The following is a 24272-nucleotide window of genomic DNA, read 5'->3' on the forward strand; positions in this document are numbered from 1 at the left end:
TATTTTTTCTGCCCGTGCACGCTCTCTATCTCCGAGCGCCACAGTATGCGAAGGGGAGGAAAACGTCCCCTCTGCTTTTCCTGTCCGCACGCGTTCTCTATCCCCGAGCACCACAGTGCGCGAAAGGGGAGAGAAAGCGCCTCCTCTATCTTTTCTATCCGCGCGCATTTTCTATCCCCAAGCGCCATGGTGTGCGAAGAGGAGAGAAAGCACTTCCTCTATTTTTTCTGCCCGTGCACGTTTTCTATCCCCGAGCGCCACAGTGCGCAAAGGGAGGAAAACGTCTCCTCTGCTTTTCCTGTCCGCACGCGTTCTCTATCACCGGGTGCCGCGGTGCGCAAAGGAGAGAGAAAGTGCCACAATGCGCAAAGGGGCGAAAAATGCCCCCCTTCGCCTTTTCGTTTACCTGTGCTTTTTATTATATCACCGCCGGGCGAAAATCGACACGGTTTGCGCCCCTTTTATCAAATAAAGCCCGCCTTTTCGACAAAATCCATGCCCTCTTTTTGCCGGATTGCACAATGTTTCCCGCCGCCCTTGACAGTCGGGCGGCCGCCGCCGTATACTGTTTTTCCTTTCGCTTTGCGGGAGGGGAAAATCAGGAATGCAAAAAAGGAGGCAGACGAGATGCAGCAGCAACCCATTTTGATCCAGGGGGCCATGCCGGTGGAGGTAGCGGCCCTGCGCGAGGCCCTGGAGGGGCGGGAGGACCAGACCCTGCACGGGTTCTCCTTCTCCACCGGGACGGTGGAGGGCCACCCCCTGGTGGTGAGCGAGACCCAGATCGGCACCCTCAACGCCGCCCTGTCCACCGCCGTGGGCATTGGCGCCTACGCCCCCCGGGCCGTCATCAACCAGGGGCTGGCCGGGGCCCACGTGGAGGAGCTGGCGGTGGGCGATTTGGTGGTGGGCACCGCCACCGTGGCCCTGCACGGGATGCAGAGCCCCGCCCGGGCCGCGGGAGAGGGCTGCGCCCCCTTCGACTGGGTCTTTGACCCCCGCTCGGTGCCCATCCCCTCGGACGAGGCACTGCTGCGCCACTTCACCCAGGTCCCCTGGCCGCACGGCCGCGCGGTGGCAGGGGTGCTGGGGAGCGGTGACCTCTTCAGCCGGGAGATCGACCGCATCCGCTGGATGCAGGAGAAAAAGGGCGAACTCTGCGAGGAGATGGAGAGCGTGGGCACCTATGAGTGCTGCCGCCGCTTCGGGGTCCCCTGCATCGGGGTGCGCGTCATCTCCAACAACGAGCTCACCGGCGAGCCCTTCACCGACTTGGTGGCCGGCGACCTGCAGCGCTGGCTGCTCGGGCAGATCGCCTGTCTCTGACCCCGCCTCGCCCCGCAAGGGCGCAAAAGAGAGAGGGCCGCACCCTGACGTGCGGCCCTCTCTTTTCAAAACGCGCTATTTGGCCAGTTTGCCCAGGCTGGCGGCGGTGAGATAGGCGTTGATGAACCCGTCCAGGTCGCCGTCCATCACCGCGCCCACGTTGCCCACCTCAAAGCCGGTGCGGTGGTCCTTGACCATGGTGTAGGGCATGAAGACGTAGGAGCGGATCTGGGAGCCCCAGCCGATCTCCTTCTGGTCGCCCTTGATGTCCTCGATGCGCTCGAAATTCTCCTGCTCCTTGATTTTCACCAGCTTGGAGAGGAGCATCTTCATGGCCACCTCCCGGTTCTGGTGCTGGCTGCGCTCGTTCTGGCAGGCCACCACGATGCCGGTGGGCAGGTGGGTGATGCGGATGGCCGACTCGGTCTTGTTGACGTGCTGGCCGCCCGCACCGCTGGAGCGGTAGGTGTCCACCCGCAGGTCCTCGTCCCGGATCTGCACGTCCAGGTCGTCGGCGATCTCGGGCACCACCTCCAGCGAGGCAAAGGAGGTGTGGCGGCGGCCGGAGGAGTCAAAGGGCGAGACCCGCACCAGCCGGTGCACCCCGTTCTCCCCCTTCAAATAGCCGTAGGCATTCTGCCCTTCGATGAGGATGGAGGCGGATTTGAGGCCGGCCTCCTCCCCGTCCAGGTAGTCCAGCACCTTGACCTTGAAGCCGTGGCGCTGGGCGTAGCGGCCGTACATCCGGTAGAGCATCTCGGCCCAGTCCTGCGCCTCGGTGCCGCCGGCCCCGGCGTGAAAGGTGAGGATGGCGTTGTTGCCGTCAAACTCGCCCGAGAGGAGGGTGGACAGCCGCTGGCTCTGCAGCTCCTCCTCCACCTGGGCGACGGCGGCGGAGATCTCCTCGGTCATCGACTCGTCGCCCTCTTCCAGGGCGATCTCGATGAGGGTGGCGGCGTCCTCATAGGCGCCCTGCAGCTTTTGATAGCGGGCCAGCACGTCCTTGATGTCGCTGATTTGCTTGAGGATCTTTTGGGAGGCCTTCATGTCCTCCCAGAAGGCGGGGTCGGCGGACTGGCTCTCCAGCCGGGCCAGTTCGGCGGCCTTCCCCTCCAAGTCCAGGGAGACCCCCAGTTCTTTCAGAGGGGTTTCCAGCCCCTCCAAGCGCTGTTTGAGCTCTTCTATCTGCAATAACATTGGTGTCCCCTTCCGAAAAAACAAGTGTGGAGCGGGCGCGGCGATGGCCGCTGTCCTCTGGGTATTCTACCACCCGCCGCCCGGCTTTTCAACCGCCGCGCCCCCTCATTTTCCCTCTGTTTTCAATTCTTTCACACAATCTATTGGATTTTTGGGGGCGGTGCGATATAATATAGAAGAATCTCTTTTTGCCCTTTCGGGGCAAAAAGACGCCGCGCCGGCGGGCCTTTACACCCCGGCAGCGGCCGAGGGGCGGACGGTCGCCGTCCGCCCCTTTTTTACGGAGGTGAACCTTTCTTGGCTTCATACAAGGGCGAATTATGCCCGGTTTGTCACAAGGCGTTTGCAGACGGCGACCAGATCGTCGTCTGCCCGGAGTGCGGCACCCCCCACCACCGGGACTGCTACTTTCAGCTCGGCCACTGCGCCAATGCCGAGCACCACGGCAAGGACTTTGCCTGGCAGCCGGAGAAAAAGGCCCCGGCCGCTGCGCCGGGGATCGAGGGGGGCGCGGCCCCCGGGCAGGAGGGGGACGGCTTCTCCCGCCCCTGCCCCCACTGCCACGCCGCCAACCCGCCGGGCGCCCTCTTCTGCATCTCCTGCGGCAAGCCGCTGGAGAGCCAGCAGCAGCAATACGCCGCCGGGCCGGGGTTTGGGCCGATGGCCGCGAACCAGCAAAACATCAAGTACGGCGGGGTCAACCCCGAAGACACCATCGACGGCATCCGGGTGGAGGACATGGCCGAATTCATCGGCCCCAGCTCGGGCTACTACCTCTACCAGTTCAAAAACATGGACATGCGGGGGCGCAAGCTCTCCTTCTCCTGGTCGGGGTTCTTCATCACCCCCCTCTACATGCTCTTTCGCAAGGTCTGGCCGGTGGCCCTGCTCTCCATCCTGCTCAACATCACCCTCAACATCCCCGGCATCATCTTCTTTTTGACCCCTGAATCCCAAATCAACACCCTCCTCACCGGCCCCTTTGCCGTGGCCTACACCATCACCAGCCTGCTGATGATGGCCGTGCAGATCTTCTTCGGCCTCTTCGCCAACGCCATCTACCGGCGCTCGGTGGTCAAAAAGATCAAGCGGATCCAGGCCATGGGGCTCGACCGCACCGAGACGCTGCGCCTCTACCACAAAAAGGGCGGGGTCTGCCGCTGGGCGGTCCTCACCGTGGGCCTGCTGCTGATGATTTCTAGCCTGGTCGGCACCCTGTTGACCGCCGCCGGGTTCTGATTTCACCGACCACACACCAACCATACCGACGATAGGAGTGCTAAAGACGATGCAAAAAATTCGCAAAGCCGTCATCCCCGCCGCCGGCCTGGGCACCCGGGTGCTGCCCGCGACCAAGGCCATGCCCAAAGAGATGCTCCCCATTGTGGACAAGCCCGCCATCCAGTACATTGTGGAGGAGGCGGCCGCCGCCGGCATCGAGGAGATCCTCATCATCACCTCCCGGGGCAAAGGGGTGATGGAGGACCACTTCGACCGCTCCCCCGTGCTGGAGCAGAAACTCCTTGACGGCGGGAAGAAGGCCCTCTACGACCAGGTGGTCTCCATCGCCGAGATCGCCAACATCACCTACCTGCGCCAGAAGGAGCAAAAGGGGTTGGGCCACGCCATCCTGCAGGCCAAAAACTTTGTGGGGGACGAGCCCTTCGCCGTCCTCTACGGCGACGACGTCATCGTCTCCAAAGACCCGGTCTGCGGCCAGTTGATGCGGGCCTATGAGACCTACGGCAAGGCCTGCGTGGGCATCAAAGAGGTGCCGGCAGCCGACATCTCCAAGTACTCCTCCCTGGCGGTGAAGCCGCTGGAGGGGAACCTCTACGCCATCGACAACATGGTGGAGAAGCCTCAGACCGAGGCGGAGGTGCTCTCCCTCTTCTCGATCCTCGGGCGCTGCGTCCTCACCCCCGACATCTTCGACATCCTCGAGCACACCGCCCCCGGGGCTGGCGGCGAGATTCAGCTGACCGACGCCATGCGGGAACTGGCCCTCTCGGAAGGGATGGTGGGGGTCGACTATGTGGGCACCCGCTACGACATGGGCAACAAGCTGGGGGTCCTAAAGGCCATCGTCGAGGTGGGGATCGACCACCCCGAGATCGGAGAGGACTTCCGCGCCTACCTCAAGGACTTTGCCGGCCGGCTGTAAAACTCGCCCAAAAGCCGTGGAAACGCCGATTTTCCGCGGCTTTTTTGCGCGATCTACCGAGCCCGCCGTTGACTTTGCGGTTTTTTCTGGTATAATTATTTTGTTGCGCTTCGCAACATCCTTGTCCCCTTCGCGGGGACCTAATGTCCAAAAGGAGGTGCATTCAAAATGGCAAAGGTAAATTACGAGACCGTGATCGTGCTGAGCACCAAACAGGGGGAAGAGGGGATCAAAGCCCTCGTCGAGAAATTCCAGACCCTGATCGCTCAAAACGGTACCGTTGACTCGGTGGACGAGTGGGGCAAACGCCGCCTGGCTTACGAGATCGACCACGAGAACGAGGGCTACTACGTGCTGATCAACTTCAGCTGCGAGCCCGAGTTCCCCGCCGAACTCGACCGCGTCTACAAGATCACCAGCGGCATCCTGCGCACACTGATCATCAAAAAAGAGCAGTAAGCGGAAAGGGGAACGGCTTATGTTGAACATCGCAGCCATCATGGGCAGATTGACAGCCGACCCGGAGCTTCGCCACACCCCCAACAACGTGCCCGTCACCAGCTTTTCGGTGGCGGTGGCCCGCTCCTTTGTCCGCCAAGGGCAGGAGCGCGAGACCGATTTCATCAACGTTGTGGCCTGGCGCAGCACCGCCGAATTTGTCTGCCGCTACTTCAAAAAGGGAAATATGATCGCCGTCAACGGGTCGATCCAGACCCGCAAGTACCAGGACCGCGACGGCAACAACCGCACTGCCTTTGAGATCGTGGCCGACAACGTGCATTTTTGTGAGAGCAAATCCTCCGCTTCTCAGAGCGGCGGGACGACCTTCTCCATGCCGCAGCAGCCCCCCCAGAGCGACGTTATGAGCTTTTCGTCGGGCAGCACCGGTGACTTTGAAGAGATCGCCAGCGACGACGATCTCCCATTCTAACACAAGGAGGAAACGACCGTGGAAGAGAAAACCACCACCGCAGCGGCCCCTGCCGCTGCTTCCAGCACCGCTCCGGCCCTCCGCGAGAACCGCGAGCCCCGGGAGTACAACCGCGACCGGAGAGGCGGCGGGTTCCGCGGCGGCAAACGCGGCCGCCGCAAGGTCTGCGCTTTCTGCGCCGACAAGGCCGAGACCATCGACTACAAAGACATCAGCAAGCTCAGACGGTACCTGTCCGACCGGGGAAAGATCGTCCCCCGCCGCGTGACCGGCACCTGCGCGTTCCACCAGCGCGCCCTGACGACCGCCATCAAGCGCGCCCGTCACCTGGCCCTGCTGCCCTACACCAACGACTAAACTGATCAGGCAGCCGGACTTTGCTTGTCTCTGTCAAGAGCGCCGACCCTTTTGGGGGTCGGCGCTCTTTTTGTTGTCAGCGCCCCTCTCTCCGCTCCTGCCGGGGGGAGCGCCCCGAAAAAATTTTCGCCGGGACCATCGAACAGGGCGAGCTGTCGGCAGCGGAGTTGCTGTCAGGAGGGGACACGATCAGAAAGGCAAGTTTGCCGGTTTGCGAGCCGCAGGGCAGGCGAAAAAATTTTTCAGTGTGCCCTGGGTCGTCTGCCGGCGCCAAGCCCCCATAGGGCCGAATCAGGGCATCGGCTTTGTCGGCGGTTGTACCTATCTCCCCTCCGCCGCTGTGGACGCTCCCCGCCAATCAAACGGCCGGAACAGGTCAAAAAAGCAGCGGTGGTCCCCTCTCTCCGGCCGGCAAATACTCTCTGCCCCGAAAAGGGCGGCCGGCGAGACTTGCCCCAGCCGCTGCCAAATGGCGCTTTTTCTCGGACTTGCCTACATCTCGTCATGGCGGAGACCCTTTGCTGCAAAAAGGGCGCTCCCCGCACAGACAGGCCCGGCAGCGCCTGGCAAAAAAGGCGGCTGCACCCCTCTCTCTCCAAAAATCGCCCGGAAGCAGCGCCTGGAAAAAGAGGCAACAAGGAGCTGCCCCGCCTCGGCGCCGCGAAATGAGCTACTGCCCGGCCAAATGCCCTTTCCCCCTGGCTTCTTTGACCGGAGCGGTTCAGCAGGCAATCTCTGTGTTTGCCCCCTCTCCTCCACCGGGCGGACACAGCTCTTCAGCTGGCAAAAAGAGGGAGCAGCTCCCTCCCCTCTCCCGGTGGAAACCAGCCCATAAAAAATCTGTCAAAACCTGCAGTTTCTAAAGGAAGATGAAAAATCTCCCCCTCACTTGCCCCTGATTTCTCTGTCTTTCACTACACTTTACATAATTTTTACAGAAACTTTGGTTATTCGTCAAAGCATCCATTTTTTTTTTTTTTGTTGTACAAATATGTAAATGTTGTATAATACCTATATGGAAATTGTTTCCCGTTTCGACTGGGGATCGAACTGTTATTCCCCCCTGCTCTTCTGGACCTGCGGATTGGGAAAGGCCGCAGGGAGCGGGCCGAAGCGGGGCGATTTTCCGATTGGAGGGCCGCATCCTGTGGCTCTGGAAATGAAAGAAGGAGGAAAACACACGATGAAACCGCTTTTCAAGAAGGGACTTTCTGCCGTTTTGGCAGCGGCCCTGACGGTGAGCATGGCGGCTACCGCGTTTGCAACCCCCAACGCAGAGGATACCGTCATCACTGTACTGCACACCAACGACGTCCACGGCGCTGTGGTGAGCGACGATTCCCATGCCGGGCTGGACTACCTGGCCGGCATGAAAAAGGCCATGGAAGCTGGCGGCCAGAAGGTGCTGCTGGTGGACGCCGGCGACTACTCCCAGGGGACGCCCTTTGTGGCCGACTCCAAGGGACAGAGCGCCATCAAAATCATGAACGAGGTCGGCTATGACGCCGCCGCCCTGGGCAACCACGAGTTTGACTATTCCCTGGCCGAGATCTCCGCCAACATCAAGGCAGCCAAGTTCGACATCCTCAACACCAACATCGACGACCCCGAGAACATCGTCGACGGGCTGAACAAGCTGAAAAAGACCAAGGTCTTCAATTACGACAACGTCAAGGTGGGCGTCTTTGCGCTGGACACCCCCGAGACCTTTGAGTTGAGCCAGCCCGCCAAGGTGGGCAAACTCAACTTCCACGGCAGCGACCTGGAAACCGTTGCCCGGAACACCGTCAACGACCTGAAAAACAACCAGGGCTGTGACGTGGTCATCGCCCTCTGCCACCTGGGCGAGTCCTCCAACAAGTGGACCTCTGTCGACCTGGCGAAAAATGTCACCGGCATCGACCTGATCGTGGACGGCCACGACCACCTGGAGCGGATGGGCACTGCCGGCCAGTACGATAAGAACAACAAGGGCGCCATCAAACAGGGCAACACCACCATCGTCTCCACCGGCACCGCCCTGGCCTTTGTGGGCAAAGTGACCATCACCGTCAAAAAAGACGGCACTGTGGACATCAAGTCCGAGGGCATCACCAATGAGTCGATGAAGAACGGCTACACCCCCGACCCCGCCGTCAAGACGGTGGCCGACGCAGTCGCCAAAGAGGTCAACGAGAAGTACGCCGAGGTCATCGGCAAGACCAAGATCGGCCTCTACGGCGGGACCCCCATCTGCCGCCGCGCCGAGAGCAACATGGCCGACCTGGTGGCCGACGCCAACCGCTGGCAGACCCTGCAGTGGCAGAAGACCGCCCCGGATGAGCTGAAAAACCTGCCGGTCGTCGGCTTCACCGGCGGTGGCGGCGTGCGCGCCTCCATCCCCGCCGGGGACATCACCAAGAAGGACATCATCACCGTGCTGCCCTTCGGCGGCGAGACCCGCTACCTGAAGATGAGCCACAAAGCCCTGTGGGAGATGGTGGAGAACGGCGTCAGCCTGATCTCCGTCAACGCCGAGGGGGCGGACACCGCCAACACCGGCGAGATCTTCGGCAACAAGGGCCGGTTCTTCATCCCCTCCGGCTTTAGCTACGAGTACGACCCGACCAAGACCGCCACCGATTCGGAAGCCAAGAAGATGGGCAACCGGGTCACCAAGATCACCCTGGACGACGGCACCGCCATCGACAAAAACGCCACCGACAAGTACGTTTTGATCATGACCGGCTCCTACGAAGTGGGCGGCGGCGACGGCTACTACATGTGCGACCCCGCTTACTATAACGACGGGCAGGTCAGCGTGGTGGGGGCCGACACCTCCAACGACGTCTTCCTGACCAACTACATCAAGTACCTGATGGGCCAACCTGGGAACGAGGACGGCATCTGCGTTCTCAGCGAGACCGGGCGGATCAAGGCCATCAACACCGGCTACACCGCCACCAAGTACGACGCCACCGTCAGCCTGCTGGACAAAGAGGGCAACCCCGCCGCCGGCGCCTGGGCCAAGGTGGAGATCGACGGCAAGGCCTTTGGCGAGTACACGGCCGACGAGAACGGCGTCATCACCGTGCCCGGCATCGACAACGGCCTGCACGACCTCTGCGCCATCGCCGAGGACGGCAGCCGCGCCGCCGACTATGTCAGCGACTACGCCGGCCACAAGTCCATCACCCTGCAGGCCAACTACACTGTGGTCAACCAGGGCGGCGGCTCTGACACCAACCCCGACCCCGACGTCACCACCCCTGACGACGGCAAGGAAAAGGGCGACTCGGTCAATACCGGCGACAGCACCGGTTCCCTGATCGCCTTCTCGGCGCTGGCCATCTCCGGCCTGGCGGCCCTGTCCCTGAAAAAGCGGAAACACTAGTTTTCCCCTAACCAAAGCCTCTCCTTTCCCAAAAGATGAGGGAGCGCAGTCAGACTGACTGCGCTCCCTTTTTCTGATCTTTTGCTTTTTTCCCGAGGAGGTGCTCCCCCGCAAAGCGGCAAATACCGGCTGGACCTTCATCTTTTTCAACCGGTTTCCCTTCTCATTCTTTCCAATTTGTATATTTTATATCAAATTATACTGAAACTGGTGCCCCATACACGGTAAAGCTCTCTCCTCAGTCTCTGCACGCCTTCGCCAGACAGGGCGATACATAGAGGGCAGGAGGAGAATCCTCTGTCAACGTCCCCCTCTCCTTCCTCGGCAACCCAATCGAAGGGGCGCCCGGCAAACTGTCGAAAGCGCCTTCTCCACACACCAAAAAAGGCGAGGGGATGGCTCCCTTCGCCTTTTTGCAACCAATCCTGTTTCAAATCGACTAGCTCTGTTTTTGCAGCACCCGCACAGTGACCACCGTGCTGCCGGGGGTGACCTTGGTGCCGGCCGAGGGGTCGGTGGCGAGAACGGTACCATTGGCGCCCTCCCCCTCATAGACATGGATCACATTGTACTTGATTTTCTTTGCATCCAAATCGCCCTTCACACTGGCCCAGCTCTTGCCGACGATGTTGGGCATCTCCACATCTTCGGGGCCCTTGCTGACGGTGATGGTGAGCACTTCGCCCGCCTTGAGGGTCTCGCCCGCCTTGGGGGAGAGATCGCAGATGACATCCTTGTCATACTCGCTGCTGTAGGCGGTGACCACCCGGTAGGGGATGTCGGCATGGTCCTTCTGGAAGTCGGAGAGGGGTTTGCCCACCGCGCTGGGGACTTTGACCTCGCCCACCTGCGACCCGCTGGAGGAAGCGGTCCCGGAGGAGCTGCCGGCAGAGGAGCTCTCCCCGCTGGAGGAGGACTGGGAGGAGGTCTGCGACGAGGAGCCACCCGCCGGGTCTTCGGTGGGCCGGGTGTAGAGCCAGACGGCAATGGCCGCGCCGACAATCACCAGGGCAGCGGCGATCCCCGCAATCATCCAGATAAACTTCTTGTTGCCGCCGGAGTCCTTCCCGCCCTTCTTGGGTGACTGGGCGGCGGGGCGGGACTCCTCCTCGTCGGTGATGCGGACTGCCTCCTTGGTGGGGGCCTCCGACGGGGTGGGGACTTGCCGGGGCAGCAGGGCGGTGGCAAACTCCTCAATGGTGCGGATGCGCCCCTTGGAGGGGAGCACCAGGGCGGCGGCCACCGCCTGGGAGAGGCGGCTGTCCACCGTGTGGTTGACCTCTATCGGGGGGAGCAGGGCGTCGGCGGTGAGCCGCTCGTCCGCACTCTGGGGGCGGGTGCCGGTGATGCAGCGGTAGATGGTGGCCCCCACGGCGTAGATGTCGGTCCAGGAGCCCTGCCAGCCGGTGACGCTGTACTGCTCGGGCGCCGAGTAGCCGGGAAAGAGTTCGCACTGCAGTTCCGAGCCCTTGGTGCGCAGGGCGGAGGTGGCAAAGCCCACCAGCCGGACCTCCCCCTCCCCGTTGACCAGGATGTTGTCGGGGCAGATGCCGCCGTGCACCATCCCCAGCTTGTGGATCTCCCGCAGGGTCTTGAAAAAGGGCTTGAGGATGTTGAGGGTGGCGGCGCTGTCGATCTCGCCGATGGTGCGGGAGAGCACCACCGAGAGGGAGATGCCGTCAAAGTGCTCGGTCACGGCGTAGACGGTGCCCCGGTCCTTCCAGACGCCGTAGACCTGGCAGAGGGCCTCGGCCGCCTCGATGTGGGCGAGGGACTTGTAGAGGTCGACAAAGGATTCGACCACCGTCTTAAAGTGCATGCTCTCCCCCACGGCCACCCCGGCGGAACCGTTGAACTCCCGGTCCACCAGACCGGTGGGGAACAGCTCCCGCACGGTGACGCGGCGCTCCTCCTGGCAATCATAGCCCTGGTAGTCGATCCCCTCGCCGTCCATGTGGATGACCTGGCCCAGCAAAAAGCGGCCGGCCACCACCGTGTGGACCGGCAGGGCCGGGTGGGGGTTAGGGGTGTTCTGGTCGATGTGGCAGCGGGGGCAGCGACCCTCTTCCAGCGGGGTCATGCAGTGGATACAGCGGTTGGTATCTATGTTCATCTGGCGTTCTCTCCTACTGTGGTGTGATGGCGCTGGGCGCAAACAGATGGATCAAAATCGACAAATTCTGCCGAGGTGGGCGGCCCGCAGGGCGCTTTTCCCCCTCGGCCATTCATCTTATCATACCCTTTTTCCCGCCCAGTTGCAAGCGCCAGAGGGGGCTGGATCCCCCATTTTGTCCCCCCAATAGGCGGAGATTTTTTCCACCCCCTCCCGGACACGAAAAAGGGGCGGCCCCTCCCCGCGGGAAGGGCCGCCCCCGGCAAAACAGGGGTGCTGTCAGAGGGGCGCCACCGGCAGCCGCAGAACGGTCTTCTGCTTGTCCACCGGGGTCTTGCGGGGGTCGCCCAGGTAGATTTCGTGGTGGCGGCGCCCCTCGCTCAAGTCGGGGCGGTACCCCTCCTTTGCCAGGTAGGCGTGCATCCTGGCCAGGGTCTGGGGCTCGTCGTCGTAACTGCCCCAGTGCAGGCACTGGACGCAGAGCCCCTCGTCCACTGTCAGCCGAAAAGCGGCGCTGGTGTCCAGCTTTTTCTTGCGGGCGGCTTCCTCCCTCGCCCAGGCAAAAACCTGGTCGGTGACAAAGTCGGGCAGGCGGATGGCCGCCCGCCAGCAGAAGGAGGACTTGTCGCCAAAGTCGGTGTCTGCGCCCCCCTCGCTCCACCACCAGCCCTCCAGCGGGGGAACGACGTACGCAAAGAACCCATCGATGGGGTGCCCGCCCTTCTCGCTCATGCGGATGGTGTAGGAGACGGCGTAGAGGACGGACACCGCCCGGGAGAATTCGCCGCCCTCCTCGTTGGGGTCGCCCCGCCCCTCCACCGCCACAAAGGGGAGGGGCGGCACCTCGATGAGGGACGGCGTCTCGCCGGGGAGATAAAGGGATCTCTCTGCTTTTTTGTAGTCCAGTGCAGCCATGTTTCATTCCTCCTGTAAAGGGTGTTCTCTTTTTTTACAGGATAGCAAGGAGAACTGGACAGCAGTCTGTCAGGTATGGGGGAAACGCCGCGTCACCCGGCCAGGAGCCGGTCCCCCGCAATCAACTCCCGCAAAATCTCCTCTCCCCTGTACTGCTGTTTGAGGCTGCTCCCCCGCAGCAGCACCGGCGTCTCCTCGACGCCCAGTTTGGCCAGCAGGGCCGTGTCCCTCTCGTCCCCCTGCGGGGTGTAGCGAAAAATCCGGGCGTCCCGTTCCTCCAAATAGGAGCGCAGGGCCGCCGTTACGGCCGCATCGCCGGCCCCCTCGTCCGCAATGTAGAGGAGGAGGTCCCCCTTCCCCTCGGCGGTGAGGAGCCGCGCCTCCACCTCCTCTGCCGAAATGGGGGAGAAGGGGCCGTCGGGCCGGTGATCCCGGATGAGGGTGCGATTGTAGTGGGCGCTGTAGGCGACCACCGCCAGGGCGGCCCCGGAGAGGACCGCCAGAGCGGCCACCCCTCCGCGCCCCAGCCCCCTGCGGCGCAGAAACTGCACCGCGCCGGCGGCCAGGGCCGCTGCCGCCAGCAGGAGGACAAGGGCGTAGAGAAGCCCGTTCCGCAGCAGGCTGTCCTGGTACCAAAAGGCGTATTCGTCCCGGGCGATCCCCGTTTGGTAGGCCACCTCTCCCCCCCAGACAAGGAGGGACAGGGAAGCGATCCCCAGGGGGATGCCGGACCATCTCTCTGCGCTTTTTTTCATCTCCATCACCTCACTGCCATCATACACCGAAGGGCAGGGCGCTGCCTAGGAAAACCGCCCACATTCGTCCACCTGCCCTCTTTTGCGGGGAAATTTTGGGCAGCTTTCCCACCCTGCCGGTCCTGCGCCCGCCGCGCCGAATTGGCGCTGCGCCCCCCCCCTTTTGGAACCCCCTTGCCGCCCCGGAGGCAAGGGGTGCGCCCGACTCAGTGGACCCCTCCTCCCCATCCGCAAAGAGGAGGGGGAAGCTCTTCTCCCCTCTCCGCGGGCGGCCTCCACATCGGCCGTCCGGCGGTTTCAACGGCCCGTTTGCAGACGGGGATTTTCCCCCTTCCACCGACAGACAAGCCGCATTTTCCCACCGCGCGGCGGCCGTGGCGGGCACCGCCTTTTTCGGGCCAAGGCGCCGCCCCTCTGCGCTCCTTTTTTGCGGCGGCAACCAAAAAAGCGGGCCCTGCTCCTCTTGGTAGAAGCAGGGCCCGCTTTCATCAGCCGCGCATCCTGCGGCGAAAGACCCAGACGGCCACCGCCAGCACCGCCACCGCGTAGCCCACCACCCACCAGAGGTGGGGGAAGATGCCTCCCCAATCCCCTGCCAGGGCGGACCTCCCCGCCTTGACCGCGTGGATGAAGGGGAGGGCATCCGCCACCCGCTCAAAGGCGCCGCCCACCAGGCTCACGTCGAACCAGGTGTCCGACAGCCAGGCGGAGAGGTTGGTGAGGAGGGCCCCGCAGAGCCCGCCCACCTGCCGGTCGGTAAAGAGACTGCCGCAGAGCAGCCCGATGGCGATGAATAAAAGGGCTGTCGGCAGCAGCACCGCCAGCGCCGGCAGCAGGTTTGCCGTGACGGGGAGCCCCAGGCAGAGGGCCGTCAGGTAGCAGACCGCCCCCTGTGCCAGCGCCATGGGAAAGAGGGGGAGGATGTACCCCAGCAGGAAATCGCCCGCCCGCATGGGGGAGGTGAAGAGCCGCTGGACAAAGGCGCTGGTGCGGTCGCGGGCGATGAGCATCCCCGAGAAGAGGGAGATGAAGGAGAGGCCGAAGACCGCGATGCCCGGGGCCAGCCGGGCAATGGGAAAGAGCTCGGTGGGGACATTTTTCTGAATGGCGGTGAGCAGCAGCAGGAGAATGACCGGGAAGCCCATCCCAAACAGCAGGTTGATGCGGTCGCGGACGATCTCCTTGGCGTTCCTGCCCGCAAAGGCAAGGGTCCGGTTCACAGGGCAGCCCCCCTCTCCCCCGCCAGGGCGACAAAGGCGTCTTCAAAGCTGGACGCACCTGCCTGGGCCATCAGCTCCCCGGCGGTGCCGACGGTGCGCAGCCGCCCCTCGACCAGGATGCCGATGCGGTCGGACAGAGCCTGCGCCTCCTCCAGGTAGTGGGTGGTCAGCACCACCGTCACCCGGCCCTTGAGGCGCTGGATCTCCCGCCAGAGCTCCCGCCGGGAAAGGACGTCCAGGCCCAGGGTGGGCTCGTCTAAAAAGAGGACCTGGGGGTCGGTGATGAGGGCCAGGGCGATGCTCAACCGCCGCTGCCAGCCGCCCGAGAGGGTGCGGGCCTGTTTCCTCTCCACCTGGGCAAAGCCCCCCTCCCGAATGGACTGGGCCGCCTTGGCGCGGGCCTCTCCCCTGCTGCAGCCGCCGATGCCAGCCATCAGTTCCAGGTTTTCGCGGACGGTGAGGTTGGGGGCCACCGCCGTCTCCTGCGGGGAGAGGCTGATGACCGCCTTGACCCGCTCCTTCTCCCGGAGGATGCTGTGGCCCATCAGCCAGGCCTCCCCCGCGGTGGGGGCGATCAGGCAGGAGAGCAGCTTGATGGCGGTGGATTTGCCCGCCCCGTTGACCCCCAGCAGGGCAAACAGCTCTCCCTGCCCGACGCACAGGTCCAGCCTGTCCAGGGCCGGTTTGTCCCGGTAGCGCTTGGTGAGGGCCTTGGTCTCAATGGCGTTCACTCCCCCTCGCCCCCTCTCTCGCTGCGGGGTGGGGCCTTCTCTCGCTGGGCGGCCTTCATCAGCTCGTGCGCGAAGGACTGCACCAGGTCGGCCTTGACGATGGCGATCCCCTGCTCCTCGTCCCCCAAAACCAGCAACTGGTCCCCGGTGGAGATGGAGAACACCTCCCGGGCCCGCTTGGGGATGACGATCTGCCCCCGCTCACCCACCCGCACCAGGCCGAAGAGATGCTTGCCTTTCGGGGTGAGCAGCGCCCCGCCCTGGCTGTCGTGGTGGTTGACCAGTTCGTCCAGGGTGATGTTGTAAAGGGTGGCCAGGGCCTGGGTGTTGGGGAGGTCGGGGATGGTCTCGCCGCTCTCCCACTTGGCGACGGCCTGGCGGGAGACCCCGATGCGCTCGGCCACCTCCTCCTGGGAGTAGCCGTGGGCCCGGCGCAGAAACTGCAAATTCTCATGAATCATACTTTTCACACCTCCTATGGCTGTATTCTACCCCACCACAGCGGCCAAAACCACCAATTGCGGCTGACAGGGGGTGTTCGTTTCAGTTGCCCCTCCCCCAGCTCCCAAAGGGGGCAACCGCGCCGTCTTCGCGGGGAACAGGCCCCACCGGCGGTCATATTGGACGGGCGATCAGGCGGTGAGATCCCCCCGTTCGCTTCCCCCGCCGGAGGGGCGATTGCGGCCAGGGGGAGGCTTTCCGCGCCGCCGACTTCAAACTTCCCGGCACCAAGTCAGCGGGTCCGAGGCGGCCGCTGGGGAAAAGGCGGCTGCCGTGCCCCTCTGTGCGGGGCGGGGTGAGCGCCCTCTCGGCACCAAGTCGGCGGGTTCGGGGGCAGCCGCTGGGGAAAAGGCGGCAGCTGTGCCCCTCTATGCGGGGCAGAGCGGAGTGAGCGCCCTCCCGCCACCAAGTCGGCGGGTTCGGGGGCAGCCGCTGGGGAAAGGGCGGCAGCCGTGTCCCTCTGTGCGGGGCGAGGCGGAGTGAGCGCCCTCCCGCCACCAAGTCGGCGAGTTCGAGGGCGGCCGCTGGGGAAAGGGCGGCTGCCGTGCCCCTCTGTGCGGGGCAGGGCGGAGTGAGCGCCCTCCCGGCACCAAGTCGGCGGGTTCGAGAGCAGCCGCTGGGGAAAGGGCGGCAGCCGTGCCCCTCTGTGCGGGGCGGAGCGGAGTGAGCGCCCTTCCGGCAGACGATGGACGGCGAAAGACGGTCCAGCTCCTCTCCCCCGGCAAAAACGCAATCGGCTCCCGCCGCCCGCACTGGACTGCGATCACCCGAAAAAGGCGACCGGCTCCCGGCGGGCAGCGCACTTCTTTTCAAAGCCCTTCCGGGCCAACCGGTAGGCAGGGCCCCGAAAGGCGCGGGCCCCGGTGGGGCAGACGGCGATGCAGGCGGCGCAGGAGATACACCGCTCCCCGTCGGTCTTTTTGGGGACGGCGGGGTCGATGGCCCCGGCCGGGCAGACGGCCGCGCAGGCCCCGCAGCCGGTGCAGCGGCGGTCGCCGGAGGGGTGGAGAGGGACGGACCCCGCCTCCCTGTACGGGCGGCCGCCCGGCAGGTGGAGGGCCAGGGGCGCGGCGGGGTCAAGGGCCTCGGCCGCCGCCTTCCCCTCGGCGGCAAAGCGAGCGAGAAAGGCCGCATCCTCCCCGTCGGGGCGGCCTTGGCCCACGGTGGGGAAGATGGAGTGCTGGGCCACCGCCGCGGCCGCCCCTACCGTGTGAAATCCCCCCGCCTCCAACAGGTCGGAGAGCTCCACCAGGCAGTCGTCAAAGTCGCGGTTGCCGTAGACCGCCACCGCCAGGGCGGGCCCGCCCTCCCCCTTCAGGCGGCGCAGGCTCTCGGCGCAGAGGGCAGGCACCCGCCCGGCGTAGACCGGGGCGCAGACCACCGCCAGACAGTCGGTGGGAAGGGCCCACTCCTCCGTCAGGGGCTGGCGCAGGAGGTTGCGCCCCTGGGTGGGGAGGGCGAGCCCCTCGCCGATGAGGCGGGCGGTTTGCTCGGTGGTGCCGGCGGCGCTGAAGTAGATGAGCTGGGCGCTTTTGATCTTCATTTGGTTCTCCTCTTTCTCTCTCGGTTTTTCTCCACTATCCCCCAAAGAAAACGGCCTGTCAAGTGGGGGCCGCTTCACAGGTGCAAAAAGGGCCCGCCGGCGCCTCCTCCGCGCAAAAGGCGGGGAGGGGCCGAAGCGGGCCCAAAACGGCAGCGACAGGGGGTGAGGGTGAGCAAACGGCTACTCGCCGTCCTCCTCGTCCCAGTTGTGCCAGATGTCCTGCACGTCGTCGTCCTCTTCCAGGTGGTCGATGAGCAGGCCGATCTTCTTGATTTGGTCGGGGTCGTCCAGGTGGGTGGTGGTGCTGGGGAGATAGGCCACCTCGGCCGAGTAGAAGACAAATCCCTTTTTGTCAAAGTACTCCCGCGCGGCGGAGAAGCCCTCGGGGGCGACGGTGCACTCGATCACCCCGTCCTCAAAGGTGTAGTCCTCCACCCCGGCTTCCAGGGCGTCCTCCATAAAGGCCTCCTCGTCCACCCCGTCGGCGTTCAGGTCGATGACCCCCTTCTGGGTAAAGAGGAAGGAGACACAGCCCGACTGGCCCAGGTTGCCGCCGAACTTGTCAAAATAGTGGCGGATGTTGGCCGCGGTGCGGTTGCGGTTGTCCGACAGGGTCTCCACCAAAAAGGCGGTGCCGCCGGGGCCGTATCCCTCGTAGAGGATCTCTTCATAGGTGTCCTTGCCCTCGCCCATGGCCTTTTTGATGACCCGCTCGATGTTGTCGTTGGGCACGTTGTTGGCCTTGGCATTGGCGATGGCGTCGCGCAGCTTGGAGTTGGAGGCGGGGTCTGGCCCGCCCTCTTTGACGGCGACCGAGATCTCCCGGCCGCACTTGGTGAAGATCTTGGCCTTCGCGCCGTCGGTCTTCTCCTTCTTGCGCTTGATGTTGTTCCACTTGGAATGTCCCGACATGGTGTGTCCTCCTTTTTCCTATTTTGGTTCGCCGGGCGGGGTGGGGTCACAGGGGCCCTCCCGCTCTTCCATTTCTAAGATGGCGGCGATGAGCTCGTTCAGCCGCGCCGTCTCGCCCTTTAAGTCCAGGTAGCCCACCAGGGCTTCCAGCCCAGTGGCGGCCCGGTACTCCGCCGGGCTGGCGTTTTTGGGGACGGTCACCCCGCTGGCGTTGCGCCCCCGCTTGTAGATCTGCTGCTCCTCCTCGGTGAGGCGGTCGTATATGTAGCGCACGGCCCGGCACTGGGCCGAGGCGCGCACGTGCTGCACACAGAGGTTGTGGAGCTTTTTGGGGGGCATGCTCCCCCCCGCCTCCACCAGGTAGCGGCGGATCGCCAACTCGTAGACCCCGTCGCCGAGAAAGGCCAGGGTCAGCGGGCTGAGCTGTTTTGGGTGTTCCAAAGGCATCCCCCTCTTTTAGTAGACAAAGGTGAACTCGAAATCGCCCACCCGCACGGTGTCCCCTTCCTGGATGCCCATCTCCTCCAGCCGGTCGATGACGCCGCTCTGGCGCAGCACCCGCTGGAAGTACTGAAGGGATTCGTAGTCGTCCATATTGACCGAGCCCAGCAGGGCCCCGGCCCAGTCGCAGACCACCTCGTAGGCCGCGTCGTCGGCCCGGCGGACGGTGAACTGGCTGTAGTCGAGGGGCTTTACCTCCTCCCGCACGAAATCGCTCTCGTAGCGGACGATGGGGGGCAGCTCTTCCAGGGCGCGGCTGACAGCGTTCACCAGGTCCCGCAGGCCCTGGCGGGTGGCGGCGGAAACCACATAGAAGGGGTAGCCCTGCTCGCGGACAAAGGCGCCAAAGCGCGCGATCTGCTCGTCGCTGGCCAGCTCGCACTTGTTGGCGGCCACGATCTGCGGCCGCTGGGCCAGCTCACTGCTGAAGTTTTCCAGCTCCCGGTTGATGGCGGCAAAGTCCTCGCAGGGGTCGCGCCCCTCCAGGCCCGAGACGTCCACCACGTGCAAGATCAGCCGGCAGCGGTCCACGTGGCGCAGGAAGTCGTGTCCCAGGCCGACCCCCTCACTGGCCCCCTCGATGAGGCCGGGGATGTCGGCCATGACGAAGGAGTGCCCCTCCTCCACCGAGACCACCCCCAAGACCGGGGAGAGGGTGGTGAAGGGGTAGTTGGCGATCTTCGGTTTGGCGGCGCTCACCGCCGAGATGAGGGTGGACTTGCCCACGTTGGGGAAGCCCACCAGCCCCACGTCCGCCAACAGCTTGAGTTCCAGCACCAGCTCGAACTCCTCCCCCGGCTGGCCAGGCTTGGCAAAGCGGGGCACCTGGCGGGTGGCGGTGGCGAAGCGGGCGTTCCCCGCGCCGCCCCGGCCGCCCAGGGCCACGGCCACCGGCTCGTCCCCCGACAAGTCGGCCATCACCTTGCCGGTGCCGGCCTCCTTCACCAGGGTGCCCTTGGGGACCTTGATGAGGATGTCCTGCCCGCTCTTCCCCTTGCGATTGCCGCCGGAGCCGTTTTCGCCCCGCTCGGCCGCGAACTTGCGCTTGAAGCGAAAGTCCACCAGGGTGGAGAGGTTGGTGTCCACCTGAAAGACCACATTGCCACCCCGGCCGCCGTCGCCGCCGTCCGGGCCGCCCGCGGCCACATATTTTTCCCGGCGGAAGGAGACGGCCCCGTCCCCCCCGTCGCCGGCCTTGACCTTGATTTTCACTACATCGACAAACATCGGTTCACCCGTTCGCGCCCGCTGGCGCGCCTTTCTCGGAGAGCGTTCTCCCGCCCTGCCTCTCCCCCTTACCTTTTCCCGGTTTGCCGGGGCCCATGCGGGCAGGCGGGGGAGCGGCGGCCTTTTTTCAAAAGGAAATCCCGAGCTTTCGCCCGGGATTTCCGAAAAGGCTCATCTGCAAAGGGCGAAAAACCGCCGGGTCGCTTTTCTACGCCTCGTAGACGCTGACCTTTTTGCGGTCTTTGCCGACACGCTCGAACTTCACCTTGCCGCTGACTTTGGCAAACAGGGTGTCGTCAGACCCGCGGCCCACGTTCTCACCCGGGTGGATGTGGGTGCCGCGCTGGCGGACCAGGATGTTGCCGGCCAGCACGAACTGACCGTCGCCCCGCTTCACGCCAAGGCGCTTGGACTCGGAGTCACGGCCGTTCCGGGTGGAACCGACGCCTTTCTTATGGGCAAAAAACTGGATATTGAGTTTCAGCATTCCTCTACACCTCCGTATCGGTTATGACAATGTTTTTGGGATAGTCCTGCGCCAGCAGCGACAGCTGCAGGTACAGGCTTTCAAAGAGCAGCTTGGCGCCCTCGTCCCCCCCTTCGCAGCGAAGGGAGATGTCCCCCTCGTGTACCGAGAGGTCGGCGGGCAGCCCCGCGCACTCCGTCAGGCCGTTCGCCGCCATCTGCACCGCAGAGGTGACCGAGGCGCAGACAATGTCCTGTCCGCTCTCGGCAAAGCCGGCGTGGCCCTTGACTCGAAACCCGACGATCTCGCCGCCGCGGCGGCAAAAGCGGATGCGAATCATTTCCTTACGCGTTGATGGCGGTGATCTCTACCTTGGTGTAGGGCTGCCGGTGGCCCATCTTGCGCTTGGAGTCCTTTTTGGGGCGGTAGGTGAATACCGTGATTTTTTTGCCCTTGCCGGACTTGACGATCTTGCCGGTGACGTTGGCGCCCTCGACAAAGGGGGTGCCGACCTTCAGCCCGTCGTCGCCGGAGATGGCCACGACCTGCTCGAAGGTGTAGTCGGCGCCGTCTTCTGCGTCGAGCTTCTCGATGTAGACGACATCGCCCTGGGAAACCTTGTACTGCTTCCCGCCGGTCTGGATAACTGCGTACATATTTGCACCTGCTTTACATTAGACTCGCTGTATACATAGGCGGCGGGGGACCCGCTCTTGTGTTTGCCCAGAACATGCGGCTTCCCTAGTTTAGCAAATTTCTCCCGCCCTGTCAAGGGAAAATCCCCATGACAAAGCCGTTTTTCGCGGTTTTTGCGCCCCTATCTCCCCCCGGCGGCGCGCAGGGTGTTTTGCATGAGCATGGCGATGGTCATCGGCCCCACCCCGCCGGGGACCGGGGTAATGTAGGCGGCCTTTTGGGCGGCGGCGGCAAAGTCCACGTCCCCGCAGAGTTTGCCGGCGGCGTCCCGGTTCATCCCCACGTCGATCACCAGGGCGCCGGGCTTCACCATCTCGCCGGTGACAAAGCCCGCCCGCCCCACCGCCGCCACCAGGATGTCGGCCCGGGCGGCGATCTCCTGCAGGCCCTGGGTGCGGGAGTGGCAGACGGTGACGGTGCCGTTTCGCCCCAACAGCAGCAGGGCGGTCGGCTTGCCCACGATGTTGGAGCGGCCGATGACCACGCAGTGCTTGCCCTCCACCGAGACGCCGGTGGAGTCGATGAGTTCCAATATCCCCGCGGGGGTGCAGGGGACAAAGCCGGGCTCCCCCACCAGCAGCCGGCCGGCGCTCTGGGGGTGAAAGCCGTCCACGTCCTTGTCGGGGGGGATGGCCTCGATGACCGCCCGCTCGTCGATCTGCGGCGGCAGGGGGAGCTGCACCAGGATGCCGTGCACCGACCCGTCGCCGCCCAGGGCGGCGATGCGCGCCAGCAGCTCCTCCTGGCTGGTCTGCGCCGGGAGGCGGTAGACTTGGGAGGAGATGCCCACCTCGGCGCAGGCCCGCTCCTTGTTGCGCACATAGATCTGGCTGGCCGGGTCCTCCCCCACCAGCAGCACCGCCAATCCGGGGATGACGCCGCGCTCCTCCCGCAGGGCGCGGCAGCCGGCGGCGACCCGGGCGCGGACGGCTGCGGCCACCGCCTTGCCGTCGATGAGGGCGGCGCTCAACGGCCGTCCTCCCCGTCGGGGGCGTCGGGGGCCTCGGGCGCCGGGTCGGCGGGGCCCGCCTCGCCCTCTTCCGGGGCGGACGGTCCAGGTCCTCCCTCCCCCTCGGCGGCCGCCGAGGCGCGGGCCAACTGCCAGGCCTGGGGGCGCAGGTAGCTCTCGTCGTGGGCGGCGCGGATCTTGCCCTTGACGATCAGCCAGGTGATCAGAGTGGCGACGACGCAGGCCCCGGCCAGCAGCTGGGAGACCCGCAGCCGGCCAATCATCAGGCTGTCGGTGCGCAGCCCCTCGATCCAGAAGCGGCCCAGGCCGTACCAGCCAATGTAGATAAGGAACATCTCGCCGTCAAAGCGGCGGTGTTTGGTGTAGAAGTGGAGGATCAAAAAGCCCGCCAAACACCAGAGGAACTCGTAAAAAAAGCAGGGGTGCACCGGCATGGTGGGGTCTACCGCCACCCCCAGGTCGGCCAGGGCGGTGGCGTGGCGGGAGAGGTAGGCCTCGGTGTTTTGGGAGTACATCCCCCAGGGGAGGGTGGTGTTGGAGCCGAAGGCCTCCTGGTTGAAAAAGTTGCCCCAGCGGCCCAGGGCCTGGCCGATGAAAAAGCCCATCCCCGCCAGGTCCAGCACCGGCAGCACCTTCATCTTCTTGACCCGGCAGGCGATGGCCCCCACCAGGATGGCCCCGATGAGCCCGCCGTAGATGGCCATCCCGCCGGTGCGGAAGTTGAAGATCTGCCAGAGGTTGTCCTTGAACTGGTCAAAGGCGTAGGCCACATAGTAGGCCCGCGCGCCGATGATGCCGCCGAAAAAGCCCCAAAAGACCACGTCCAAAAAGTCGTCGCCCTTCACCCCGAAGAGCTTGGAGCGGCGGTAGCAGTAGAGCACCGCCAGCACCAGCCCCAAGCAGATGACCACGGCGTACCAGTAGATTTCAAAGCTGCCGATCTTGAGGGCCACGTCGTTGATTTTCAGGTCGAGCCCCAATCCGGGAAAACGCACTTCCATTGCAAAATCCTCCTTGTTTGTCGGGTGGTGGGTCCGCCCCGCGGGCGGCTATCTCTCCTCTTTCTTGGGCCAGATGATGGAGACCGCGCTGCGCTCCTGGCGCAGGATCTCGGCAAACCGGGCCTGCACGGTGGCAAAGCGAAGGGACTTGATGAAGTCGATGCTGTCGTACAGGGTGCAGCCCTGGAAATGGGCCCCCACCAGGGCGGTGGCAATGGCCTCGGGCCGGCCGAAGGTGCGGATATAGCGGCCGTAGATGCCCTTTTTGATCCGCTCGAAATCCTCCCGGGGGAGGCCCTCCCGCCGGGCCTTTTCGATGGCCGCGTAGAGGCAGTAGGAGAACTCGCCGGTCTTCTGGGTCTCGCAGGAAAAGAGGAGGGCGTGGTAGCTGTCGCCGCTGAACACGTCGTAGCCGAAGGTGGGGCCGATGATCCCCGCCTCGTACATCTCGCGGTAGAAGTCGCTGGTCTCGCCGGTGAGCAGTTCCAGGATCACCGTGTCCACCACCCGGTCAAAGGGGCTCTCCACCGGGGCCTCCTTAAAGCCCACCGTCACCAGGGGAACGGCGATCTGCAAGCTCTCCTCGGCGTAGGTCTTGACGATCTCCCGCGGCTCGTAGACCCGCTCGCGGCGCAGGGAGAAGGGTCCCTCGGGGGCCTGACTGCAGCGCTGCCGGCAGACCTCCAGCACCTCGTCCGGGTCGATGTTGCCGGCCACCGCCAACACCATGTTGCGGGGGTCGTAGAAGAGGCGGTGCACCCGCTCCAGGGTGGCGCGGTCGATCTTTTGGATTGAGTCCACCGTGCCGGCGATGTCCTCCTTCACCGGGTCGTTGTGGTAGAGGCAGCCCAGCAGGTCGAAGGTGGAGCGCCAGTCCGGGTCGTCGTCGTACATCTTGATCTCCTGGGCGATGATCCCCTTCTCCTTCTCCACGTTCTCGTCGGTCAGGTAGGGCGCGCCGATCTGCCCCAGGAGGATGTCCACCGACTGGGCCACGTTCTGGGTGGCGGTGAAGAGGTAGCAGGTGCGGTCAAAACTGGTGTAGGCGTTGGCGCTGGCCCCGGTCTTGGCGAACTTCAAAAAGAGGTCGCCCTCCTCGCTCTCAAAGAGCTTGTGCTCCAAAAAGTGGGCCACCCCGGCGGGGATGTGCACTTCCTCCTCCCCGTCGAAAAAGGCGCAGTCCTGACTGCCCACCTTGCACCCCAGCAGGCAGTGGGCGGTGGAGAGCCCCTCGGTGGGGTAGAGCAGGACCGTCAGCCCAGAGGGCATGACCGCCTTCTGGTAGCCGCCTGCAAACCCCTTGGCGCGAATCGTCTCGGTGCGAACCAAATCCATCCCGTCTCCTCTCGCAAACAGTCGCTTGTCTTCCATCT

At 64.3% G+C, this 24272-nt stretch carries 24 protein-coding genes; 7 read left to right on the top strand and 17 right to left on the bottom strand.

Going from position 1 to position 24272, the window contains the following annotated elements:
* The first annotated feature begins 627 nt into the window (after positions 1–627).
* Complete coding sequence (locus KQI11_RS06155) at positions 628–1326, top strand: 5'-methylthioadenosine/S-adenosylhomocysteine nucleosidase (protein WP_216401480.1); 699 nt, start codon at positions 628–630, stop codon at positions 1324–1326.
* Between the two features lie 75 nt (positions 1327–1401).
* On the opposite strand, the gene prfB is transcribed toward KQI11_RS06155, so the two are convergent.
* Positions 1402–2523, bottom strand: a complete 1122-nt coding sequence (prfB, locus tag KQI11_RS06160; protein ID WP_216401481.1) for a peptide chain release factor 2 — start codon at positions 2521–2523, stop codon at positions 1402–1404.
* A 297-nt stretch (positions 2524–2820) separates the two neighbouring features.
* On the opposite strand from prfB, the gene KQI11_RS06165 reads away from it, so the two are divergent.
* From KQI11_RS06165 to KQI11_RS06190, 6 genes are all read left to right on the top strand, one after another.
* Positions 2821–3762: an RING finger protein gene (locus KQI11_RS06165; RefSeq protein ID WP_216401482.1), complete on the top strand. Its 942-nt coding sequence runs from the start codon at positions 2821–2823 to the stop codon at positions 3760–3762.
* A 49-nt stretch (positions 3763–3811) separates the two neighbouring features.
* Entirely contained in the window at positions 3812–4687 is an 876-nt protein-coding gene (galU, locus tag KQI11_RS06170; protein WP_216401483.1) for a UTP--glucose-1-phosphate uridylyltransferase GalU, read from the top strand.
* Positions 4688–4855: 168 nt separating this feature from the next.
* On the top strand, positions 4856–5146 hold the full coding sequence (gene rpsF / locus KQI11_RS06175; protein WP_021660836.1) for a 30S ribosomal protein S6: 291 nt from the start codon (positions 4856–4858) through the stop codon (positions 5144–5146).
* A gap of 19 nt (positions 5147–5165) precedes the next feature.
* Positions 5166–5618, top strand: coding sequence for a single-stranded DNA-binding protein (locus KQI11_RS06180; RefSeq protein ID WP_021660837.1), 453 nt, complete (start codon positions 5166–5168; stop codon positions 5616–5618).
* An 18-nt stretch (positions 5619–5636) separates the two neighbouring features.
* Positions 5637–5975, top strand: a complete 339-nt coding sequence (gene rpsR / locus KQI11_RS13560; protein ID WP_216401484.1) for a 30S ribosomal protein S18 — start codon at positions 5637–5639, stop codon at positions 5973–5975.
* 1183 nt (positions 5976–7158) lie between these two features.
* Positions 7159–9348 (top strand): bifunctional metallophosphatase/5'-nucleotidase, encoded by a 2190-nt coding sequence (locus KQI11_RS06190; RefSeq protein ID WP_216401485.1) that lies wholly within the window; start codon positions 7159–7161, stop codon positions 9346–9348.
* Between the two features lie 439 nt (positions 9349–9787).
* Here KQI11_RS06190 and KQI11_RS06195 read toward each other — a convergent pair whose 3' ends face one another.
* From KQI11_RS06195 to yfmH, 16 genes are all read right to left on the bottom strand, one after another.
* Positions 9788–11461, bottom strand: a complete 1674-nt coding sequence (locus KQI11_RS06195; protein WP_216401486.1) for a PASTA domain-containing protein — start codon at positions 11459–11461, stop codon at positions 9788–9790.
* A 279-nt stretch (positions 11462–11740) separates the two neighbouring features.
* Entirely contained in the window at positions 11741–12376 is a 636-nt protein-coding gene (locus KQI11_RS06200) for a GyrI-like domain-containing protein (RefSeq protein ID WP_216401487.1), read from the bottom strand.
* 92 nt (positions 12377–12468) lie between these two features.
* Positions 12469–13131, bottom strand: a complete 663-nt coding sequence (locus KQI11_RS06205) for a hypothetical protein (protein ID WP_216401488.1) — start codon at positions 13129–13131, stop codon at positions 12469–12471.
* A gap of 488 nt (positions 13132–13619) precedes the next feature.
* The gene (locus KQI11_RS06210) at positions 13620–14351 is read right to left on the bottom strand and encodes an ABC transporter permease (RefSeq protein WP_216401489.1); all 732 of its coding nucleotides are present in this window, start codon (positions 14349–14351) and stop codon (positions 13620–13622) included.
* Positions 14348–15082, bottom strand: a complete 735-nt coding sequence (locus KQI11_RS06215) for an ABC transporter ATP-binding protein (protein ID WP_216401490.1) — start codon at positions 15080–15082, stop codon at positions 14348–14350. Before KQI11_RS06215 ends, KQI11_RS06210 begins: the two co-directional genes overlap by 4 nt.
* Positions 15079–15543, bottom strand: a complete 465-nt coding sequence (locus KQI11_RS06220; protein ID WP_216401491.1) for a helix-turn-helix domain-containing protein — start codon at positions 15541–15543, stop codon at positions 15079–15081. Before KQI11_RS06220 ends, KQI11_RS06215 begins: the two co-directional genes overlap by 4 nt.
* Before the next feature lie 803 nt (positions 15544–16346).
* Entirely contained in the window at positions 16347–17126 is a 780-nt protein-coding gene (locus tag KQI11_RS06225; RefSeq protein ID WP_216401492.1) for a 4Fe-4S binding protein, read from the bottom strand.
* Positions 17127–17306: 180 nt separating this feature from the next.
* Positions 17307–18038 carry a YebC/PmpR family DNA-binding transcriptional regulator gene (locus KQI11_RS06230; RefSeq protein ID WP_021659946.1) on the bottom strand — a complete coding sequence of 244 codons (732 nt, stop codon included), beginning with the start codon at positions 18036–18038 and terminating at the stop codon, positions 17307–17309.
* An 18-nt stretch (positions 18039–18056) separates the two neighbouring features.
* Positions 18057–18479 carry a Mini-ribonuclease 3 gene (locus KQI11_RS06235; RefSeq protein ID WP_243147926.1) on the bottom strand — a complete coding sequence of 141 codons (423 nt, stop codon included), beginning with the start codon at positions 18477–18479 and terminating at the stop codon, positions 18057–18059.
* Between the two features lie 15 nt (positions 18480–18494).
* The gene (obgE, locus tag KQI11_RS06240; RefSeq protein WP_216401493.1) at positions 18495–19766 is read right to left on the bottom strand and encodes a GTPase ObgE; all 1272 of its coding nucleotides are present in this window, start codon (positions 19764–19766) and stop codon (positions 18495–18497) included.
* Between the two features lie 208 nt (positions 19767–19974).
* Entirely contained in the window at positions 19975–20253 is a 279-nt protein-coding gene (gene rpmA, locus KQI11_RS06245; RefSeq protein WP_021659950.1) for a 50S ribosomal protein L27, read from the bottom strand.
* 4 nt (positions 20254–20257) lie between these two features.
* Positions 20258–20572, bottom strand: a complete 315-nt coding sequence (locus tag KQI11_RS06250; RefSeq protein WP_216401494.1) for a ribosomal-processing cysteine protease Prp — start codon at positions 20570–20572, stop codon at positions 20258–20260.
* Between the two features lie 4 nt (positions 20573–20576).
* Positions 20577–20888 (bottom strand): 50S ribosomal protein L21, encoded by a 312-nt coding sequence (gene rplU / locus KQI11_RS06255; RefSeq protein ID WP_021659952.1) that lies wholly within the window; start codon positions 20886–20888, stop codon positions 20577–20579.
* A 161-nt stretch (positions 20889–21049) separates the two neighbouring features.
* On the bottom strand, positions 21050–21898 hold the full coding sequence (gene folD, locus KQI11_RS06260; RefSeq protein WP_216401495.1) for a bifunctional methylenetetrahydrofolate dehydrogenase/methenyltetrahydrofolate cyclohydrolase FolD: 849 nt from the start codon (positions 21896–21898) through the stop codon (positions 21050–21052).
* A complete protein-coding gene (gene lgt / locus KQI11_RS06265; RefSeq protein WP_216401496.1) occupies positions 21895–22899 on the bottom strand; it encodes a prolipoprotein diacylglyceryl transferase in 1005 nt (334 codons plus the stop codon). The genes folD and lgt overlap by 4 nt, the downstream gene beginning before the upstream one ends.
* Positions 22900–22947: 48 nt before the next feature.
* Positions 22948–24270, bottom strand: a complete 1323-nt coding sequence (gene yfmH, locus KQI11_RS06270; RefSeq protein ID WP_185914683.1) for an EF-P 5-aminopentanol modification-associated protein YfmH — start codon at positions 24268–24270, stop codon at positions 22948–22950.
* Positions 24271–24272: the final 2 nt, after the last annotated feature.

Origin of the sequence: Acetanaerobacterium sp. MSJ-12, assembly GCF_018917875.1 — a bacterium.
Lineage (GTDB): Bacteria > Bacillota > Clostridia > Oscillospirales > Ruminococcaceae > Bittarella > Bittarella massiliensis.

Excerpts from the sequence above, each read along its gene's own strand:
- KQI11_RS06230 (WP_021659946.1), bottom strand. The coding sequence starts at position 18,038 with ATGTCGGGACATTCCAAGTGGAACAACATCAAGCGCAAGAAGGAGAAG.
- KQI11_RS06180 (WP_021660837.1), top strand. The coding sequence starts at position 5,166 with ATGTTGAACATCGCAGCCATCATGGGCAGATTGACAGCCGACCCGGAG.
- KQI11_RS06225 (WP_216401492.1), bottom strand. The coding sequence starts at position 17,126 with ATGAAGATCAAAAGCGCCCAGCTCATCTACTTCAGCGCCGCCGGCACC.
- rpsF (WP_021660836.1), top strand. The coding sequence starts at position 4,856 with ATGGCAAAGGTAAATTACGAGACCGTGATCGTGCTGAGCACCAAACAG.
- KQI11_RS06220 (WP_216401491.1), bottom strand. The coding sequence starts at position 15,543 with ATGATTCATGAGAATTTGCAGTTTCTGCGCCGGGCCCACGGCTACTCC.
- rplU (WP_021659952.1), bottom strand. The coding sequence starts at position 20,888 with ATGTACGCAGTTATCCAGACCGGCGGGAAGCAGTACAAGGTTTCCCAG.
- rpmA (WP_021659950.1), bottom strand. The coding sequence starts at position 20,253 with ATGCTGAAACTCAATATCCAGTTTTTTGCCCATAAGAAAGGCGTCGGT.
- prfB (WP_216401481.1), bottom strand. The coding sequence starts at position 2,523 with ATGTTATTGCAGATAGAAGAGCTCAAACAGCGCTTGGAGGGGCTGGAA.
- KQI11_RS06205 (WP_216401488.1), bottom strand. The coding sequence starts at position 13,131 with ATGAAAAAAAGCGCAGAGAGATGGTCCGGCATCCCCCTGGGGATCGCT.
- KQI11_RS06155 (WP_216401480.1), top strand. The coding sequence starts at position 628 with ATGCAGCAGCAACCCATTTTGATCCAGGGGGCCATGCCGGTGGAGGTA.
- obgE (WP_216401493.1), bottom strand. The coding sequence starts at position 19,766 with ATGTTTGTCGATGTAGTGAAAATCAAGGTCAAGGCCGGCGACGGGGGG.
- lgt (WP_216401496.1), bottom strand. The coding sequence starts at position 22,899 with ATGGAAGTGCGTTTTCCCGGATTGGGGCTCGACCTGAAAATCAACGAC.
- KQI11_RS06190 (WP_216401485.1), top strand. The coding sequence starts at position 7,159 with ATGAAACCGCTTTTCAAGAAGGGACTTTCTGCCGTTTTGGCAGCGGCC.
- KQI11_RS06195 (WP_216401486.1), bottom strand. The coding sequence starts at position 11,461 with ATGAACATAGATACCAACCGCTGTATCCACTGCATGACCCCGCTGGAA.
- KQI11_RS06250 (WP_216401494.1), bottom strand. The coding sequence starts at position 20,572 with ATGATTCGCATCCGCTTTTGCCGCCGCGGCGGCGAGATCGTCGGGTTT.
- galU (WP_216401483.1), top strand. The coding sequence starts at position 3,812 with ATGCAAAAAATTCGCAAAGCCGTCATCCCCGCCGCCGGCCTGGGCACC.
- KQI11_RS06200 (WP_216401487.1), bottom strand. The coding sequence starts at position 12,376 with ATGGCTGCACTGGACTACAAAAAAGCAGAGAGATCCCTTTATCTCCCC.
- yfmH (WP_185914683.1), bottom strand. The coding sequence starts at position 24,270 with ATGGAAGACAAGCGACTGTTTGCGAGAGGAGACGGGATGGATTTGGTT.